The 18,997-nt window shown below is 38.0% G+C and carries 17 protein-coding genes; 11 read left to right on the forward strand and 6 right to left on the reverse strand.

Annotation, left to right across the window (positions count from 1 at the left end; translation table 11 throughout):
* The first annotated feature begins 96 nt into the window (after positions 1-96).
* The 7 genes from JYB65_RS00115 (at position 97) to JYB65_RS00145 (ending at position 5,014) form a co-directional block, all read left to right on the forward strand.
* The gene (locus JYB65_RS00115; protein WP_206581726.1) at positions 97-384 is read left to right on the forward strand and encodes an iron chaperone; all 288 of its coding nucleotides are present in this window, start codon (positions 97-99) and stop codon (positions 382-384) included.
* 188 nt (positions 385-572) lie between these two features.
* A complete protein-coding gene (locus tag JYB65_RS00120) occupies positions 573-1,988 on the forward strand; it encodes a protease inhibitor I42 family protein (RefSeq protein WP_206580562.1) in 1,416 nt (471 codons plus the stop codon).
* A gap of 281 nt (positions 1,989-2,269) precedes the next feature.
* Positions 2,270-2,830: a GTP cyclohydrolase I FolE gene (gene folE / locus JYB65_RS00125; RefSeq protein ID WP_206580563.1), complete on the forward strand. Its 561-nt coding sequence runs from the start codon at positions 2,270-2,272 to the stop codon at positions 2,828-2,830.
* Between the two features lie 56 nt (positions 2,831-2,886).
* Positions 2,887-3,702, forward strand: a complete 816-nt coding sequence (folP, locus tag JYB65_RS00130; protein ID WP_206581727.1) for a dihydropteroate synthase — start codon at positions 2,887-2,889, stop codon at positions 3,700-3,702.
* The gene (gene folB / locus JYB65_RS00135) at positions 3,702-4,067 is read left to right on the forward strand and encodes a dihydroneopterin aldolase (RefSeq protein WP_206580564.1); all 366 of its coding nucleotides are present in this window, start codon (positions 3,702-3,704) and stop codon (positions 4,065-4,067) included. Before folP ends, folB begins: the two co-directional genes overlap by 1 nt.
* Positions 4,064-4,534 carry a 2-amino-4-hydroxy-6-hydroxymethyldihydropteridine diphosphokinase gene (folK, locus tag JYB65_RS00140; RefSeq protein ID WP_206580565.1) on the forward strand — a complete coding sequence of 157 codons (471 nt, stop codon included), beginning with the start codon at positions 4,064-4,066 and terminating at the stop codon, positions 4,532-4,534. Before folB ends, folK begins: the two co-directional genes overlap by 4 nt.
* A gap of 3 nt (positions 4,535-4,537) precedes the next feature.
* Positions 4,538-5,014, forward strand: coding sequence for an HD domain-containing protein (locus JYB65_RS00145; RefSeq protein WP_206580566.1), 477 nt, complete (start codon positions 4,538-4,540; stop codon positions 5,012-5,014).
* Between the two features lies 1 nt (position 5,015).
* Here JYB65_RS00145 and JYB65_RS00150 read toward each other — a convergent pair whose 3' ends face one another.
* From JYB65_RS00150 to JYB65_RS00165, 4 genes are all read right to left on the reverse strand, one after another.
* Positions 5,016-6,215 (reverse strand): transglutaminase-like domain-containing protein, encoded by a 1,200-nt coding sequence (locus JYB65_RS00150; protein ID WP_206580567.1) that lies wholly within the window; start codon positions 6,213-6,215, stop codon positions 5,016-5,018.
* Positions 6,216-6,381: 166 nt separating this feature from the next.
* Positions 6,382-7,236 (reverse strand): cell wall hydrolase, encoded by an 855-nt coding sequence (locus JYB65_RS14835; RefSeq protein ID WP_245156545.1) that lies wholly within the window; start codon positions 7,234-7,236, stop codon positions 6,382-6,384.
* 247 nt (positions 7,237-7,483) lie between these two features.
* On the reverse strand, positions 7,484-8,227 hold the full coding sequence (locus tag JYB65_RS00160; protein WP_206580568.1) for a 3'-5' exonuclease: 744 nt from the start codon (positions 8,225-8,227) through the stop codon (positions 7,484-7,486).
* A gap of 152 nt (positions 8,228-8,379) precedes the next feature.
* Positions 8,380-9,246 carry an SDR family oxidoreductase gene (locus JYB65_RS00165; protein ID WP_206580569.1) on the reverse strand — a complete coding sequence of 289 codons (867 nt, stop codon included), beginning with the start codon at positions 9,244-9,246 and terminating at the stop codon, positions 8,380-8,382.
* Positions 9,247-9,406: 160 nt separating this feature from the next.
* Between JYB65_RS00165 and pgeF the strand changes: the two genes are divergently transcribed.
* The 3 genes from pgeF to JYB65_RS00180 all read left to right on the forward strand — a co-directional run bounded on the left by pgeF (position 9,407) and on the right by JYB65_RS00180 (position 10,907).
* Positions 9,407-10,123, forward strand: coding sequence for a peptidoglycan editing factor PgeF (gene pgeF, locus JYB65_RS00170; RefSeq protein WP_206580570.1), 717 nt, complete (start codon positions 9,407-9,409; stop codon positions 10,121-10,123).
* Between the two features lie 72 nt (positions 10,124-10,195).
* Positions 10,196-10,333, forward strand: a complete 138-nt coding sequence (locus JYB65_RS00175) for a hypothetical protein (RefSeq protein WP_206580571.1) — start codon at positions 10,196-10,198, stop codon at positions 10,331-10,333.
* A gap of 139 nt (positions 10,334-10,472) precedes the next feature.
* Complete coding sequence (locus tag JYB65_RS00180; protein WP_206580572.1) at positions 10,473-10,907, forward strand: M48 metallopeptidase family protein; 435 nt, start codon at positions 10,473-10,475, stop codon at positions 10,905-10,907.
* Here the strand turns inward: JYB65_RS00180 and JYB65_RS00185 are convergent.
* Together JYB65_RS00185 and JYB65_RS00190 are read right to left on the reverse strand one after the other, a co-directional pair.
* A complete protein-coding gene (locus JYB65_RS00185) occupies positions 10,901-12,835 on the reverse strand; it encodes a M56 family metallopeptidase (RefSeq protein WP_206580573.1) in 1,935 nt (644 codons plus the stop codon). The two genes, JYB65_RS00180 and JYB65_RS00185, sit on opposite strands and share 7 nt — an antisense overlap.
* Position 12,836: 1 nt before the next feature.
* Positions 12,837-13,202 (reverse strand): BlaI/MecI/CopY family transcriptional regulator, encoded by a 366-nt coding sequence (locus JYB65_RS00190; protein ID WP_206580574.1) that lies wholly within the window; start codon positions 13,200-13,202, stop codon positions 12,837-12,839.
* A 323-nt stretch (positions 13,203-13,525) separates the two neighbouring features.
* Here JYB65_RS00190 and JYB65_RS00195 point away from each other — a divergent pair, with 323 nt between their 5' ends.
* Positions 13,526-18,892, forward strand: coding sequence for an AAA family ATPase (locus JYB65_RS00195; protein WP_206580575.1), 5,367 nt, complete (start codon positions 13,526-13,528; stop codon positions 18,890-18,892).
* Positions 18,893-18,997: the final 105 nt, after the last annotated feature.

The following is an 18,997-nucleotide window of genomic DNA, read 5'->3' on the forward strand; positions in this document are numbered from 1 at the left end:
TAGGCTAACCGGTAGATGGATATAATTGAATGAGGAGGACTGGAATAAGTGGATGAAGTAGAAAAATATATAGCGCAGTATCCGGAAGAACTACAGATGAAACTTCAAGAAATACGTCAGGTAATAAAAGAAGCTGCACCTCAGGCAAGTGAAAAAATAAGTTGGAGGATGCCTACCTTTTATTTAAACGGAAATCTGGTTCATTTTGCGATGCATAAATCTCATATTGGGTTTTATCCCGGCGCAAGCGGTGTAGAAAATTTCAAAGATCAACTGGGAGAATATAAATATGCGAAAGGCTCCATCCAGTTTCCGTTGAGCAAACCTTTACCGGAGAAACTGATCACGGATATTGTGAAATTTAGAGTACAGGAAAACAAATAAAAATAAACATAAAAGGCATTGAGATAAAAATCTCAATGCCTTTTTTACCTTTTAATGAAAGCCTATATTAAAGAAGAGAAACAAGGTACTTTCATTTACTTTTATTATATAATGTTAATGAAACATTTGGAACAAATTTCACATTTACTCGTCAAATAAGATAGGAATGCTTAAAAGGGGGAAGAAAGATGAAAAAACATATTTTGATGTCAGTGATGCTCTTGGTGGCTTCATTGTGTTATGTAGATGCATATGCGGCTGAGAAACCCGTAAATGAGGTTGCAATTGTATTAAATGGCACTTCAATTGGTTCCAATGCGTACATAAATAATGATACTGTTTATTTGCCGATTCGTGCGGCATGTGAGGCCTTGGGATATCAAGTCGGCTGGAAACTGGAGAATGGATCGACCTTGATTCCGGTTACGAAAGCCAACGATGAAATTATATTAAATCTGACAGACGAGAAAATTAATGATAACGGCCATTCCTATTATGCATATCGCAATAATGAAGTGGCTAATTTCTTAGTCTATGAGGGGAAAGCGTATATGGAGTCCGGCCTTTTTTCGGAAGTTTTTGCTGTGAACGTCGATTATAATACTGGAGCAAAACAGGTGATTTTAACTTCGATTGACGAAAATAACATAACCATCAGCACCGTGAAAAAAGACGTAGAAAGGGAGGATGTCAGCATTAATTTGCAGTATCCTCAAATTAGCGGTTTGAGTAATGCTGCTATAGAAGCAAAGATCAATACAGTTTTTAAAGATGCTGCACTGGATGCCGAAAAAGAAGGACTGAGAAACGCGGCTGAACTGAATGCTTCAGGGTATATAGGCGGAGCGAAAGTCGGAACAGACTTTAACTATAGGGTAAAGTACAATCAGAACGAATTGTTAAGTGTGATCACCTATAATTATCAGTATGCCGGCGGTGCGCATGGCATGACTGTTGAAAACTCTTATACCTTTGACTTAGATACCGGAGAAGCATTGAAACTGAGTAATTTATTCAATCAAGATACGAAATATACCGAATTTATAAATGCCTTTATACGAAGTGAAATTGATAAGAGAATTGCAACAGGCGCAGTGGTGGAGTTGGCACCATTTAAAACGGTTGGAGACAATCCGGGATTTTACCTATCCAATGATTCGATCGTATTCTACTTCCAGCAATATGAATACTTCCCATATGCAGCAGGGATACAGGAATTTGCCATTAAATTTTCTGATATGAAAGATAAATTTTCAAAGAAATATGATTTTCTATATGAAAAACCCATTGTATTACATGCCGGTACTGAAAATATTCTGTCGGTTGGAAATATAGGCAGAGTTGTTCTGAAAGGGAATCCTTCAACAGGCTATGAATGGCATTACACAATTGCGGACAGCAGTATCGTGAATTTGAGTTCACAGAACTATATACCGGACTCAACGGCTTCTGGTGTAGTGGGTTCAGGCGGAACCTACTATTGGGATTTTAAGGCTCTCCAATCAGGGCAAACGACGATTACTTTCCAGTATTACAGAGAGTGGGAGAGCAAATCTCCTGCAGGACAGGGCAATACTGCAGTTTATACAGTGCGCGTGAATTAGTGGCATGTAAATAAATATCGGATTTTAATGAAGGGGGTTGTCTCAGATGAAGATGTAATCTTTTTTGAGACAGCCTCATTATTTTAGCCTACAATACAGGTACAAGTCTTAGAAAATTCTATTTACAGATGAAGATACATGTTATAATAAAAAATAAAAACCTAAGGGGATAACTAACCGGTTATCGTTTGGATGGATAGGATACCTTGTATTCGAATACCTATAAAAACTTAGCATGGTTAATTGTAAAATAAGTGAAATAGCGATAGGAGAATTTGTTTATGGATAAGGAAAGAATAGAGAAAGCCGTAAGAGAAATACTTTTAGCGATAGGAGAGGATCCAGACAGAGAAGGTCTGCAAGATACACCAAAGAGATTAGCCAAAATGTATGAAGAAATATTTTCAGGTCTGCATGAAGACCCGGCAAAGGATCTTGAAATCTATTTTCAAGAAGAAAAGTATGAGGAACTTGTTTTAGTAAAGGACATCCCTTTTTATTCCATGTGTGAACATCATTTAGTACCGTTTTTTGGGAAAGCACATGTAGCATATCTTCCCAAAGACGGTAAGCTCACCGGTTTAAGCAAGCTTGCAAGGGTTGTAGAAACGATTGCGAAAAGACCTCAGCTGCAAGAAAGAATTACCGCTACTGTTGCAGATACCATCATGAAGAAGTTAGAACCTTATGGTGTGATTGTTGTTATTGAAGCGGAACACATGTGTATGACCATGAGAGGAGTTAAGAAGCCAGGTTCAAAGACGATAACCTCTGCTGTTCGGGGCGTATTTAAAACCGATTCAAAAGCGAGGGCAGAAGTTATGTCTATGATAAACAAATAGAAGCAGGAGAATTTATGTATAATACAGGTATCCAGTTTATTGCATCTAAAAAGAAAATGAGCTTTCTCAGTCATGAACTTGAATTTGGAGAAAGAACGCTCGTTATGGGAATATTAAACCTTACGCCGGATTCTTTTTCGGATGGCGGAGACTTCGTTTCTGTTGATCGGGCCGTTGAGCATGCTGTGAAAATGTTAAGCGAAGGGGCGGATATGATTGACATCGGCGGTGAATCTTCAAGACCGGGACACGTAAGGATAAATGCAGAGGAAGAACTTAGAAGAGTGATTCCTGTTATTAAAAGGCTTAAGGAAGAAACGGATGCAATCTTATCAATAGATACAATACGAGCTGAAGTGGCAGAAGAAGCAGTAAAAAATGGAGTCCACATCATTAATGATATTTGGGGGTTTCAAGAAGACAAGGGACTTGCGTTAGTAGCAGCAAAATACGGTACCCCAGTAGTTCTAATGCACAATAAACAAGATAGCCAATATGAAGGAGATATGATCGAGGAGATCAAAGAGTTCCTTATGGAATCTGTTAGAATTGCAAAGGAAGCAGGCGTAAAAGAAGAATTGATTATTTTAGATCCTGGTCTGGGATTTGGAAAAACAGCGGAGCAGAACTTAGTGGTTATGAGTCGATTAAAGGAGATAAAAGATCTGGGATATCCGGTGCTACTTGGTGCATCCAGAAAGTCCATGATTGGGAAAATACTTGATGTTCCTCCTAAAGATCGGGATGAGGGAACAATAGCTACCTCTGTTTTAGGAATCGTACAAGGTGTAGATATTGTGAGAGTGCACAATGTATTAGCGAATGCACGTGCAGTGAAGGTGACAGATGCTATTGTGAGGGGGCGTGAATAATGGATAAGATTATGATGGAAAACATGGCTTTCTATGGATATCATGGTGTTTTAGCAGAAGAACAAAAACTTGGCCAAAAATTTTTTATAGATGCAGCCCTTTATTTACCTCTAAAAAAAGCAGGAGAGACGGATGACTTACACTTTTCGGTAAGCTATGCGCAGGTTTATGATACGATAAAAGGTATCGTTGAACATAATAAATTTAACTTATTAGAAGCTTTAGCCGAAACTATATGCACAGAGATATTTTCCTCTTATCCATTGATTGAGAAGGTAAAAATTAAAGTTAAAAAGCCGGAAGCTCCTGTTGCAGGAATCTTTGATTATTTCGGGGTTGAAATAGAGAGAGAGAGGCAGGAATGAGTAAAATTTATTTAGGCCTTGGAACGAACCTTGGAGACAAAGAAGATAACTTAAAGCAGGCGATTGAGCTGCTCTCTGAAAAAGTGGAGAACCTTCATATTTCATCGCTATATGAAACAGAGCCCGTTGGATTTAAGGAACAACCATGGTTTTTAAATCTTGTTTTGGAAGGGGATACCGACTTACCGCCCCAAGAACTGCTTCATTTTACCCAGAGCATTGAAAAGAAAATGAAGAGGATAAAGACCATCCTAAATGGTCCCCGTATCATAGATATTGACATTCTCTTATATGAGCAGGAGCAAATCGAAATAGGCGATCTTATTATACCTCACCCAAGGCTGCTGGAAAGAGCTTTTGTAATGGTTCCGCTTTATGAAATAGCCCCTGACCTTATCATTTTTGGTAAACGTATAAAGGATATCATGCGTGACTTTAATGGAGAGAGAATAATAAAAAAGGATTAAGAGATGAAACGAATTAATGGTATTCTAAATGACCCTGATTTTTTGAATTTTTTACATAAAAATCAAGAGGCGGAAGTGGATCGGATATACTGTCATCATGATTTAGCCCATTTTCTTGATGTTTCAAGAATTGCTTATATCCTTTCTCTTGAAGAGAAGCTCCATATAGATAAAGAGATTATATATGGAATGGGGATACTTCACGATGTTGGAAGATGGGTGGAATATGAAGACGGTACGGACCATGCTATTGTAAGTAAATCGCTTGCTGAAGGAATTCTCAGGAGATATGCCTTTTCTGAATTAGAGATAAAGGAAATACTTTCGGCTATTGGCCAACATAGGGAAAAGGGCGCGGCTACAGTATTGGCGGATATTCTTTATCGGGCCGATAAATTCTCGAGAAATTGCACCTTATGTCATGCCAGAGAAACCTGCAAGAATTTTCAACATGGTGAAGTACCTAATTTGCAGTATTAAGCTACCATTCGTATTGTACAACTTCATATTTGTGATTATCATAAAAATCTTTATTATTAAAATAATTATAACCGGAGTTGCCAAAGGTGGTGTCCACATTAAGCCATTCTTTTTCCTCAGAATCGTAAACTTGATTCCAAGCATGATCACCCCAAGCATAGCCCGTATAGCCTAAGCCTGTTACAAACCGGACTTTTAATCCTACTGAACGGCACATGGAAACATACAGGCATGAATAATCAAAGCAGATTCCTTTTCTTTCCGCATAAGTGACAACGGAGCCGGAGCTTACATGGGTAGGATTCTTAACGATTATTTCAGCTTTGCTATTGTCATATTGGATATTTTTGCTAATCCATTGATAGAGCAAATAAGCCTTCTCTTTATCGCTTTTCCCGGAGCCTGCGATTTGCTTGGCTGCTTGGTCTATATCAGGGGTTGATTTAACCGCCTCATCTAATGTGACTCCATTAAAATATTTTATAATTGGGACTTTCCAGTAATTTGTGTTTTCCCCATCACCATTATTCGAAGGTGTAAAATCGTTCGCAGCTTTATTAAAGGAATCATTGATGAGTACCGGTAGTTTTTTTGCAATATCTGTACTCAGCATAGGATGGAGAACCGTTTTGTTGACCATTTGGTAAGCCGTGGAATGATTGATGTAATCTACTGTAGACGGATTATTGATAAAATTAGCGTAAAAGTTCAGCAACAATGAAAAAATCAATACCATGCACACGGATTTTGGCAGGCTCCATACGGCACTTAGAATTCGTTTCAACCCGTTGTTCATTGTTCCAAACATAGAGGAAAGCCTGTCTGTTAAGGGGATAATCATAAACTTATGAACCGGAATGGTTAAAAGTTCGAAGATCCAAAGAATAACGGATAAGAAAACAAACAGTGCGATAATGTAGGCGACAATATCATGCTGATAACGGGCAATGAATTCTTCCATAGAAGGGGTGAACTGATAAATAGGCGCTAAAAAACCGTCCTGCTTGCCGGAAAAAAGAATTCTAGCCAGCTGGACTGAAAGAATAAGCCCTATAATGAACTTTATACTATTTAACATGGATAACAAGGAATGCTGTACTCTGCTGCTTGAAATAGGGTAAAACAGACCTGTCAGCAAAGGCATCACTAAGACACCTATTATAATTAAAGTGATTATATTGACATTGGTAAATAAATTCATAACCGCTCCGATTTCTAATGCATCTTATAAACTAAATGGAAACATCGAAGAGAGATACCCCCTTCGAAATTCATATCAATTATAGCATAATGGATAAAATATCAACCACCCTGCAGAATATGCCAAAAGCGTAAAGCAGTCAATCCCTTACGCTTAAGGAGTAGGTTTAATTGTATGCGTACGTCATATGCCCGATCTGTACGGAAATCGGTTTAGATAAGATCCAAGTATTGGTAGCTTTATCATCATAATAGAACTGAGCTCCGCTCGTAGGATCGACTCCGCTTAAAGCAGCCTGCGCCGCTTTGATAGATTCGGATTCCGCTGGTTTATTGATCCATCCATTTGCTACCGGAGTGAATTGATAATATCCGTTGATATTCTGGTATATAACATCCTTTATGGTAGCAGCCCATAAACCGCTTTCTACTCTATTCATAACGACGGCACCTACTGCAACTTTTGCGTCATAAGGTTCGCCTTGTGCTTCTGCGGTGATTAACCTTGCAAGCACGTCCAAGTCCTTCTCATATTGAGAGTCCGCTTTTTCAGGAATACTTTGGGTGTTTTGAATTTCCGTATTGGATGAATCTTCTGCTAATGCAGCGGCTTGAGCGACAGGAGTTACCGGCTCTTCTGGAGCGGAAGCAAGCGCTTCAGCTCGAACAATTGATTCTATAGCAGGTTCCATAGATTCCGCCATTTGATTTGCATTATTATATGTACTCTGTCTGCTTGTTCCTCTCGATACGGCATTCTGTTCTTCGCCATATTGTTGATCAAGTGACGCTATTCGCTGCCCTGTAAAAGCATCCGTTATTTGCTCGATAATGGAACTGCTGCTTTCCGACTTATTTTTTACTGCGCTATTTGTTGCTGGTTTAGAAGATTGACTTTTCTTATAGTTGGAATCATCATCGATTATAGTAATAGTTGTTGAAGCGTAAATTAAAAACAGAGAGATAACGAATGTTAAACATATAATGAAAAAAATGGGTCCGATTCTTTTGCGTTTGTTCATCTATTCCTCCTTAGCATACCTTTCGGGTCGGTTTACATGTTATAATTTTATGTAAATTAACGGTTCCCTGAGAGGTGTCCCCCGGTATTCTTATTAAACGATTTGGTTTATATTACTATTTTAATATGATATCGGCTAAGAATCTATTGGAAAACTTATGAAATTAATAGGAAGGAATTACCTATTTATAAAAGATGAACGTAAATGCAACCGAATGAGAGCTAAGAGCTCCTCGAAGAGGACTTTTTTATTTTAAGAACTGGTGTGTTTTACCCATTTTATAGGCAAGTATAATCATGTCTTGTTCCTCTTTGCTTAATTCGCGATCGTACATTTTTTCAAATTGCTGCAGGAGTTTTTCGAAATCAATATTTTTTTTAGGACGTACAGGACGAATGGCAACGTAATGCGGATCGTATCGCTTTGGTTGAATCTCAGGATTTTGTATTTTTTTTAAAATTTCCGCCGTGTAATAGGCATCATGGAGAGCACTATGAAATGGATAGGGCATTGAAATCTGGAGCGCCTCAACTGCAGATTGAAGACCTACCTGTTTGGCTTTTGAAAAACCGAAGTGGGCTGAGACATAAGGCTGAAGGTTAATGAAGCTTTCGGATAAACATTGTTTATCCAGTTTGTGAAATTCCACATTTCTGAATAGTTCTTTTATATCAGCCATTCCCCATACGCATAAAACAGAATCCTCTTTCCCGATAAAATCCACATAGTCATTGAATACTTGAGGAAACGGTTTTTCTGATAAAAGCTGTTCTGTTGTGATGCCGGTCAAATCTGTTATATAGGGCTTCACTACAGAATAAAGGGTAGGCTTTACATAGCGGTTAAAAGTTGTAATAGTATTAAAATATTGATCTAATTTGACCGCACCGATTTGAATGATCTCAAAGGGGCATTGTTTTTTTTCTTTACTGAATGAATGAGAGGAAGAAAAATCTTGATTAAATTCTAAATCAAATACGATGTAATGCATCTTGAAAAAACTCCTTCATGAAAAAGACCGCAGGAAAAGCTACAACGGTCTTAGGTCAGTCATAGACATAAAAGTTGTAATATAGCACAATTTATTATACTATATTTTTAGCATAGTGCTATACTAGTATAAAATATCTCAAAATATAGACATTATGCATTAACAATTTCACCACCGTTTATATGGATGGTTTGGCCTGTAATATAAGAGGCCGCATCGGAAGCCAGGAAAACATAGGCACCGGAGCATTCTACAGGCTGCCCGGCCCGGCCCATCGGCGTGTCAGCGCCGAACTGAGCGACCTTTTCTTCGCTAAAGGAAGAAGGGATCAAAGGTGTCCAAATGGGTCCCGGTGCTACGGCATTGACTCGTATGCCTGATTTCGATTTGGCAAGGGACGTAGCCAGAGATCGTGTGAATGCTACCAGTGCTCCTTTTGTCATGGAATAATCAATCAAGGTTTCATTACCGTGAAATGCTACGACAGAGGTTGTATTGATAATGCTGGCGCCTGACTGAAGATGCGGTAAGGCTGCCTGAGTCATGTAGAAGGTGCCATAAACGTTCGTTTTAAAGGTTTTGTCAAATTGGTTTTCAGAAATAAATTCAAGTTTTTGAGTCTCGTATTGAACCGCTGCGTTATTCACCAATATATCCAATTTATTAAAGTGGTGAATGACTTTAGAAACAACGCTTTCACATTCTGATTTCACCGTTAAATCGGTCGGGATAAGCAAACATTTTTTACCAAGCGATTCGATCATCTCTCGTACAGTGTCTGCATCTTTGTGTTCATTATAATAGGCAATAGCGATATGGGCACCCTGCTTAGCGAAAGCAATCGCTACGGCTCTGCCAATGCCACTGTCACCGCCGGTTATAAGAGCTACTTTATTGTGAAGTAAATTACCCTTTGCAACAAAACGGTCATCGTCATAGACCGGCAATGGAAGCATTGCATACTCAAAACCGGGATGTTGATCTTGATGCTGAGGGGGAAACGAAATTGGGAATGTCATAGTGAACCTCCTTTGATATACGTATTTAAATAGTATTAGTATGTACAAAACAAGAGGTTATACACCTAATCAAGCGAATGTCACAATAGTAAAAGAAAATTAAAACATATGGTTTGACTTTTAGACAATATAGAAAAAATGAAGGAAAAGGAAAGGTGATATGTTGAATAAATACTATTTACCGGTATTTGAAAAGGAAGAGGGAATAACGGCTTTTTTTTCAACAAGGGCGGGATCCAGCCCTCAAAGCCCGTATTACAATAAAAAGGTATTGGAAGAGTTGGCTTTGGAAAATTGCCAATTGATTTGGCCGAAGCAGGTACATGGAGCCCATGTTGAAGTGATAAAAGGGAAAGCAGAGCATAATGAACCGATTCGTATCCCTGAAACGGATGGGCTTGTTACAAATCAACCTAATATTTTACTGACCACTGTTCATGCAGACTGCCTGGCGGTTTTCTTTTATGATAAAAATAAAAAAGCCATCGGGTTAGTTCATGCCGGATGGCGGGGTACAGTGCAAGGAATCGGAGTGAACGCCGTCCGGACAATGGAAGAAGAGTATGGATGTAAACCGGAGGACATCATTGCTTTTGTCAGCCCGGGCATCAGCCAGTGCTGCTTTGAAACAGGTCCGGAGGTCTATGAGCAGTTTTTGGAAAAGTGGGATTGGATCGATGAATTTTCGGAAAAAAGAGGAGAAAAATATTTTCTGGACTTAAAAGGAATCAACAAACGACAGCTTTTAGAGTCCGGTGTGAAAAGCATTCAAGTGAGTGATTACTGCACTTGCTGCAATCTGGAACTTTTCTGTTCTTATCGAGGAGAGCATGGAATCAAGTGCAGACTGGGTGCAGGAATTTGCCTAAAGAAATGAGATAAAGTATAGAACTCATCAACTATTCTCATACTATTATGGACAACTATTAGTATGAAAGGAGATGAAAAAATGGGAAAAAATAAAGAAAAGCGGGAAGCTATAAACGAAATTAACAGTCAGCCGAACGAAAGCCCAAAGAAAGATAAAGACGGAAACAGTCTTGTCCCTGGTGTATACGGAGATTCCGAGCCGATAGGCGGAGGCTGAAAAAAGGTAGCATAAATAAAGTGAATACAAGAGAAAAAGAGACTGCCCGACAGGCAGTCTTTTATGTTATTATGTAGAAAATATCTTGGGGATATATCAATTTTTTGAGATGAATAAGCAGAAGTTATGGGAGAAAGAATTGAACGAAATAAAGAAAAAATATATTAAATATCTGGGCGGACTAAAACCGCTGGAAGAAATCCTGGATGTGAACAGACTGTCCGAACAGGAAATATTAGATGCGGTGGTCAAATTTTATATAAGCAGCAGTAAGCAGATTACGAAAGAACGGACGAAATTTTATCAAGAATTGCTGAAGGCGGAACCAAAGTCCATCAAAATAGATAAAATCAGCAATCGATGGGGCAGCTGCAATACGAAAAAAGAGATTACCTACAATTATCTGATATGCACCTTGCCGATGGAGTTCATTGACTATATTGTCGTTCATGAGCTTTGCCATATCCATCATATGAATCATGACCGATCGTTCTGGCGTAAGGTCGGCAGCATTCTGCCTGATTACAAGACTAGAATGAAGGCACTTGAAGGAGAGATAGAGATGGATTATTGATTTTGGAACAAGGCATACGTCATGTCATCCCGTACATACGAAAGAGTGCCTAGCGTCCAGTCAGAGGTATGAAGAAATCCGTATTCCCCCGTATCAAAGACAACCGCTTGAACGCTATAATTCCCAAATTTAGAATGAAGGACAGTCTCTATCGGAACGAGCTGAGCCTGGAAGGAATCCTTCAATTCTTTATAAGCCGCTTCAATCAGCCGGTTATCGGAAACTGTGTAGATAAACATCTTTGCACTGCTCATAGGGTGCAATTGTATGGTATCTCCATCCCTGCTTACAGAAACTTCACAATAATTATCACCCTGTGTAGCATCACAGCCGAGGACTTTTAAATCCAAACTTCGGATCATTCTCTGTGAATCTAAATCGTAGATATAAAGACCGAAATAGCCGTGAAAAATGATGGTATGATCTGATGCGTAATCCAACGAAGCCATATCTGCACCGACGCTCTGCTCGGCAGACCAGACTGGCTCAGTGAGCAGAGGTACAGTTGAAACTTCTGATAAATTTGTTTGGTTTAAAATGGCGGTAAGCGCTGCAAGTTTGCCGGTACTTTGACCGTATTCCTTCAAATCTAAACCCAGCACGTTTTCTATTTCTGTACGGGTATAGCTATAAATAAACTTACTGGAGGATAGTGCTGCCAGTGCCTGACCTCCCCAATGTCCGATATGAGTTATTGTGTCAGCATTGTCGATGGTTGCGAATAAGAGCGCAGAATTTCTAAAAAAGTTCACTTCATTAGGAATGACAGAATCTTCCGAGGTCGCATAATGAATGGATATACCGTAAGGAGGGGTATCGGTATTTAGGATTATCTCTCCTCGAGAAATTCCGTCAGGCAGAGGCAAGGCATCAATTAATGTGATAACCTTACTTGAATTGCCAACATACGCTGTTCTATTATCATATAGCTGTTTAGTGAGTGCAGTATCTTCAATGGAAGAAGACGTATGATCTATTGGATTGGAAGCTCCTGCAATCAGTACTCCGATACAAACGGCAGCAATGATAATTCCTACCCACAGTTTAGGCTTTCTATAATTTAGTATATTCTTGATCCGTGCCTTTACATTGCTTTCCCCAAATGCAAGTGGAATCATGTTTATTCGAGTCGGTTTCATCGCCAACGATAACAGGGTCGAGCTGTACTCTTTTTTGATATCGGTGCCAAGTTTTTTGACAACGCTTTCATCGCAGGACATTTCCATATCCTTTGTCATCAGTACGAAACTAACCCAAACAAGCGGATTAAACCAGTGGAGGCAAAGGGCTAAAAAGGCAATCAGTTTTATGAGAGGATCCCATCGTTTGATATGGGTTTGCTCATGTTGGATGATATAGTTCTGCTCCGCTTCCGTGGTTCCTGTAGGCAAATAAATTTTAGGACGAAAGTATCCCAGAACAAAAGGTGAAGCAATAGCTGTTGACTCATAAATATTGTCTTGAATTCGTACAGAGGTAAAAACTTTTTTGTTCAGCTTAATAAAAGATACGATGCCGTAAAGAAGCAGAACAGCCACCCCGATCAACCAGGCACAGGTAAGAATAAATTGAATGATTTGCATCGGGTTTGCACTGGCATAAGGGATCGGCGCCGGAAGCGAAGCATTAATAGATGCATCGACAGCCTTGATACCGGTGTCAACCTGCGGTTTTGCCATCAAACCAATAGTAGAAGGGATGTATTCTGTGTTTTCGGATTGTCCGAAAAATTGCATTATATTGAGATTTGAAGAAAAAGAAACCGGACAGATAAGGCGAAACAGTACGACACTCCATAAAGAATACGAATAAATTTTAGGAACTTTTTTCAGAAATAAACGTATCAGAATCACAAAGGGGATGATGTAGCTTGCCGTAATACTCATGTTTAATACATCAAGAAACAAATTCTCCAGTAATCGCTCCATCTTAACCCTCCTTATACTGATCGATCAGTTTTTTCAATTCTTCTGCTTCTTTCGGACTCAAGGTTTTTTCATTCATAAAGGCTGTGATAAAATGAGGCAAGGAGCCCCCGAATGTTCTTTCAATGAATTTCTCACTTTCATATCTTTGTACTTGCTCCTGTTTGATAAGGGAGGTCACTAAAGAGTTGTCATTTTTAAAGAAACCTCGCGCACATAATTTTTTCAGCACCGTGTACGTGGTAGATTTTTTCCATCCGAGGTGTTGCGCGCAAAGTTTGACAAGTTCTCCCGAACCAAGCGGTTCACGCTCCCAAATAATACAGGCAAAACGGTAATCACTTTCACAAAGCTTTAATTCTTCTAGCATCTTATCTTCTCCTTTTGGGTCTATAAGAATAGACTTAATATGATAAGTCTATTCTTATAGACCTGGTTTGTCAAGTTGATTCTAACGACTTAATCCCTATTTAGCACTATTTTTGATCGAAGCAGAACTCATATATTACTTTTATTTCAGTTTTTTATGAAACTTAATACCTGTAAAATAAATAATTCTTATTATTTATATGACATAAGTGGAAAAATTTCGGCAAATTGCTTATAATTTGATTTGGGGTGAAAGAGATAAGAGCGTGTTATTTAAAATAGAAAGGATGTGAGTTCCCTGATTTTTTAAAATCAGGAAATCTAATGGTAGAAATAGCTGCAGAATATGAAGTATTAGATGTAATTTATAGTTCCCAGTACACAACAGTTTATAAAGTATTACTTCCACAAGAAAATCGAACTGTTTTAATTAAATCATTGAACACAGAATTCAATAATCCGATCAACAGTTTTAAGATCAAATCAAAATATGATCTGCTGAAAAAGCTCGAAAACAATTGCTTGGTGAAAGTCTATGAATTTTTTGAGTTTGAAAATAGGTGTTCCGTGATGCTAGAGGATTTTGGGGGAATTCCTCTGTCTCAATATATTAATCGGCATCGGCTTGAATTAAAAGAGTTTCTAGAAATTGCACTCAAAATAACAAAATGCATTCATTATATTCATAGCAATCACGTCATACATAAAAGCATTAATCCGTTTAATATCCTTTACAATTCTGATGAAAAAAAGATAAAGCTGTTTGGCTTTGAAAACTCATCAGAGTTCTCTTTTGAAAGTGTAGAAGCCTTAAATCCGCGTATATTCTATGATAACTTATTTTATATTTCACCGGAGCAAACCGGAAGAATGAATCGACCAATCGATTATCGAACAGATTTTTATTCTTTAGGAATTACATTATATGAATTAGCCTGTTCAAAGCTCCCCTTTGCCTCTCTTGAGGCTGCCGATATGGCTTATTTTCATATGGCAAAGAATCCGCTGCCGGCTCATCAGGTTAATCCAAATATTCCGTTCCCCGTATCTCAAATCATATCGAAGCTTATGGAAAAAATGCCGGAAGATCGATATAAAAGTGCTCTTGGGATCGAATCTGACATCCAAGAGTGCCTGCATCAATTGGAGGAAAAGGGGACAATAGAAAATTTTGAATTGGGGAAGAACGATCAACTGGATAAATTTGAAATTCCTAAAAAGCTATATGGACGAGATCCTGAACTGAGGATATTGATGAATAGCTTTGAGAAGGCAACCAAGGGGAATGCAGAGTTTGTTTTTGTCGGCGGCTATTCTGGGATTGGAAAAACAGCACTGGTCAATGAACTTCATAAACCGATCATGAAAGAACATGGAATTTTTCTTTCCGGTAAATGCGATCAATATAATAAAAATATCCCTTACTATGCCTTATTTACTGCGCTGAACCAATTTTGTACGTACATTCTATCGGATTCAGAGGAGGAGGTAAAAAAGTGGAAGGAGAGTATCCTAGATGCTATTGGGAAAAGCGGTGCATTACTTATTGATGTTATTCCAAAATTAGAATTAATTATAGGAGAGCAGCCGCGGGTAACGGAGGAATTTGCTGCTGAAATGCAAATGAAATTTAATCTGGTTCTCCAAAATCTATTACGGGCCATTTCTTCACAAAAGCGACCGATTGTATTTTTTATAGATGACCTTCAATGGGTAGATGCTGCTTCTTTAGAGCTTTTTGAGAATATCCTTTTTGATAATAGCATAACGGGGTTATTATTCATCTGTACGTATAGAGAGAATGAGGTAGATGTAACGCACCCTCTCATAAAAAGCATAAAAAGGGTAAGAAAAGACAAAGGAAGAGTAGAGCTTTTACACTTAGAGAATTTGAATGTTTGTGCAGTTGCTGAAATGATAGGCAATGTGTTGAAGTGCCAAGGGAAAGAGGTTTATGAGCTAGCAAAGATCATTCATGAAAAGACGCTGGGAAATCCGTTCTATATTATTGAGTTTCTGAAATATTGTAACGAAGAAAACCTGCTGACTTATAATGTATCTGAAAAAAGGTGGATTTGGAAAGAAAGCGACATAAAAAACAGCAAAACTTCGGATAATGTAGTGACCTTCCTAATTGAAAAAATGAAAACACTTCCAAACGCCACAAAAGAGTTAATGCTGATTGCCGCTTGTGTCGGAAACCGATTTGATAGGAGAATCTTATCAGCGATTTCAGGAAAAAGCATAAAAAATATAAATCAAGCTTTAGAACCGGCCATAGCTAATGAGATGATTTATATACTGGAGAAAAATGGCTTGCGTATTCAAAAGGTAGAACTCTTATTTTGCCATGACAAATTTCGACAGGCAGCCTATTTTACGTTAACAGAAGAGCAGAAAAAGAAAATCTATTTAAACATTATCAATTATTATGAAAAAATAGAAGGATTAAGAAACTCTTCGGAAATATTTTTAGTAGCAGAGCTTTATACCAAAGTATTGGATTGCATCAATAAGGAAGATACGGTGAAAGTAATAAACCTCTTTGTCTATGCAGCAAAAATTGCAAGGCTGACTTCTGCTTTTGATGCCGCAAGACAGTATTTGGAACTGGTAATGGACATTGTGCCGGAGGATTTGAAAAGAGAAAAGTCATTCATGCAGTCCATTTATTCGGAATATCATCTAGTTTTGTTCAACTTAGCGGATTTTGAGCGGATGGATAAAGTGTATTCGATAATAGAAAATATAACCGAGGATCCTATTGAGCTGGTAAACGCTTGTTGCATACAATTAATGAGTCTTTCAAAAAGAAATCAGCATAGAGAGGCTTTCTTGCTCGGTATAGATCTTCTCGGAAAGCTTGGAATACATTATCCTCAAAACAGATTAGCAGAGGCCATTGCAAAAGAGGTCGAGAACTACTATTCGCATGTATGCAATGGAGGACTTGAAAGGCTTGAAGAAAATGAAATACTCTGCGATGAAAAAGATATTGCCGTTGCAAAGCTTTTAAATAGAATCACCATAGTCGGTTCATTTTTTGATTCTTCATGCTCCCATTGGGCCTCGCTTACGAATGCGAATCTAATGTTCGAAAAAGGCCTTACCAACTGGTGTTTGGAACTGCTATCCTCTATAACAGCAGTATTGGTTGCATGGAAAAATGATTTTTATTCAGGGTACAAAGCTTCCAAAACGGCAATCGCACTTTTAGAGAAAAAGGGATTTACCAAAGAATTGCATCGAACGTATCATGTGTATAGTATCTTAAGTTGTCAATGGTTCGAACCTTTAGAAACCAGTATTTATTATGCGCATAAAGCCTTTAGAGGCAATTTGGAAAATGGTGAATTTGAATTATCCGGATATAGTTTTTTTACTTCTCAATCAGCAATATTGGAATGCTGCAAATCCATTTTTGAGATGCAGACCGAAATAGAGGAGGCTTCTGCCTTTGTAAAGAAAACGGGTAATTTCTATGCACAGGAGGCGTTTGCCGTATTTTACCAATTAGTGAGAGCTTTGAGGGGAGAAACGCTTACTTATGGCAGCTTTAATGATGAAATATTTCAGGAAGAAAAGTATTTGACTGATATTGAACATAATGGAATGGCCTTAGCTGTCTACTATATTTACCGATCTCTTTCGGCGGTCCTATTTAGTGATTTCAAAAGTGCATATATACTTGTAAAAAAAGCGGACCCTTATCTATCGTATGTCACACCGTATTACATAATGGCACTCCATTCTTTTTTGAGCTCTATCGCTATTTGCAAAAATCTCGAGGAGACAGAAAATGCAGAGGAAAGACAAAGCATGCAAAAAACATTGAAAGAAAATCAAGAATGGCTGTGTCAAAGAGCAAAGGATGCCCCGTTTAATTTTCAACACCTTTATGACTTAGTGCAGGCTGAAATAAAGGCAGCGGAAGGAAAATATGATGAGGCCTTTGTGTTGTATGAAATCGCTATGGCAGGAGCTGAAAAAAATAAGCGGCCTTATCACTATGCGTTCATATGTGAACTGATCGGACAACGCTATTTGAAGCTGGGGATAAAAAGGACCGCAAGTTATTATATCAAAGAGGCCTATGTAAGCTTCCTGGATTGGGGAGCCGCGGGCAAAGCAGCCTATATGAAAGAAATCTATAAGGAGATGCTGTTCCCTAACAAAAACTATCATTACTTGCCAACCGAATACAATACGTTAGATACGATCGATTTGAATGCTATCATACATGTATCACAGACTATTTTCAGTGAGATGGAGACAAAAAAGCTATTGGAAAAATTAATGGAAATCATGATGCAAAATTCAGGCAGTACGAAAGGACATATTTTTTTAAAGGATGAAAACAGATTTCTGTTATTCGTTTCAGGAAGCGTAAATAATAATTTGGAACTTATTATTGATCATCAAGAAATAACCATTGGAGATACAGATTCCAAAAAAACATTGCCTGTTTCTATGATTAATTATGTTGCAAGAACAAAAGACGTGCTGATTATTGATAGCATTGCTAGAAGCCAATTTGCCTATGAACCTTATTTTGAAAAAAATAATATTCAATCTGCCATGTGTTTACCTATTTTACAACAAAATATTTTAAAAGGGATCGTGTATTTAGAAAACAGTATACTATCCGGAGCCTTTACAAAAAATAATATCGATGTATTGAAAGTGATAGCCTCTCAGGCTGCCATTTCCATCGAAAATGCCTTTTTATATGAGGAGCTTGAAAACAAGGTGAAAGAGCGTACGATGCAGTTGGAGGAGACTATATCGAAGCTGAAAGAGACTAATGTGGCGCTGGAACAAGAAATTACGCAACGAATCACTACAGAAAAAGCGTTAAAGGAAAGTGAAAGACAAATGAATCTCTCCAAGGAGTACGATAAAATCAAAACGGAATTTTTTTCGAATATTTCTCATGAACTTCGGACTCCGATCAATGTCATTTTTTCTGCATTGCAGATTCACATGTATAAACAAAAAGACGGCCACTGTCAAAACAATGCAAAAGAGTGCTATAAATATGGGTATATCATGCAGCAAAATTGCTATAGGCTTTTACGTTTAATTAACAATTTAATTGATATCACGAAAATAGATTCGGGCTATTTCAATGTAAATGAAGTGAATGTCAATATGGTAAACTTGATTGAAAATATCACGATATCTGTAGCGGATTACATTGAGGATAAGGGAATCTCTCTGATCTTTGACACCGAAGTAGAAGAAAGAATAATGGCCTGTGATCCGGAAAAAATAGAACGGATTATTTTAAATCTGCTTTCAAATGCTGTGAAATTTACTCCTGCCGGAGGGGTGATTAAAGTGATGATAGAATCCAAAAGAAATAAGCTTTGTATCCGAGTAAAAGATACAGGACGGGGAATTCCGAAAGAGAAGCTGGACGTCATATTTAAGAGGTTTATACAAGTGGATAAATCCTTTACCAGAGATCATGAAGGAAGCGGTATAGGACTTTCCCTCGTGAAAGATTTAGTGGAATTGCACGGGGGCACGATATCTGTAAAAAGCAGGATTAACCGAGGTTCGGAATTTGTTATACTGCTGCCTTGCAGATTGGTTCATCAAGAGCAAGAAACACCGATATACGGGGAAGCACTCTCTAAGGGCTACATTGAAAAAATTAATATCGAGTTTTCGGATATATATAAATAGCAGACTAATTTGGAGAAAAGAGGATAAAAATTTTTTTGTTAAAACGTTTTCCAAAACCCCCTATAAGTTATATAATGAAATACTAAGATATATTTTATGGTTTAA

This window comes from Clostridium aminobutyricum, from assembly GCF_017255415.1.
In the GTDB taxonomy this organism is placed as follows: domain Bacteria; phylum Bacillota; class Clostridia; order Peptostreptococcales; family Anaerovoracaceae; genus Aminipila; species Aminipila aminobutyrica.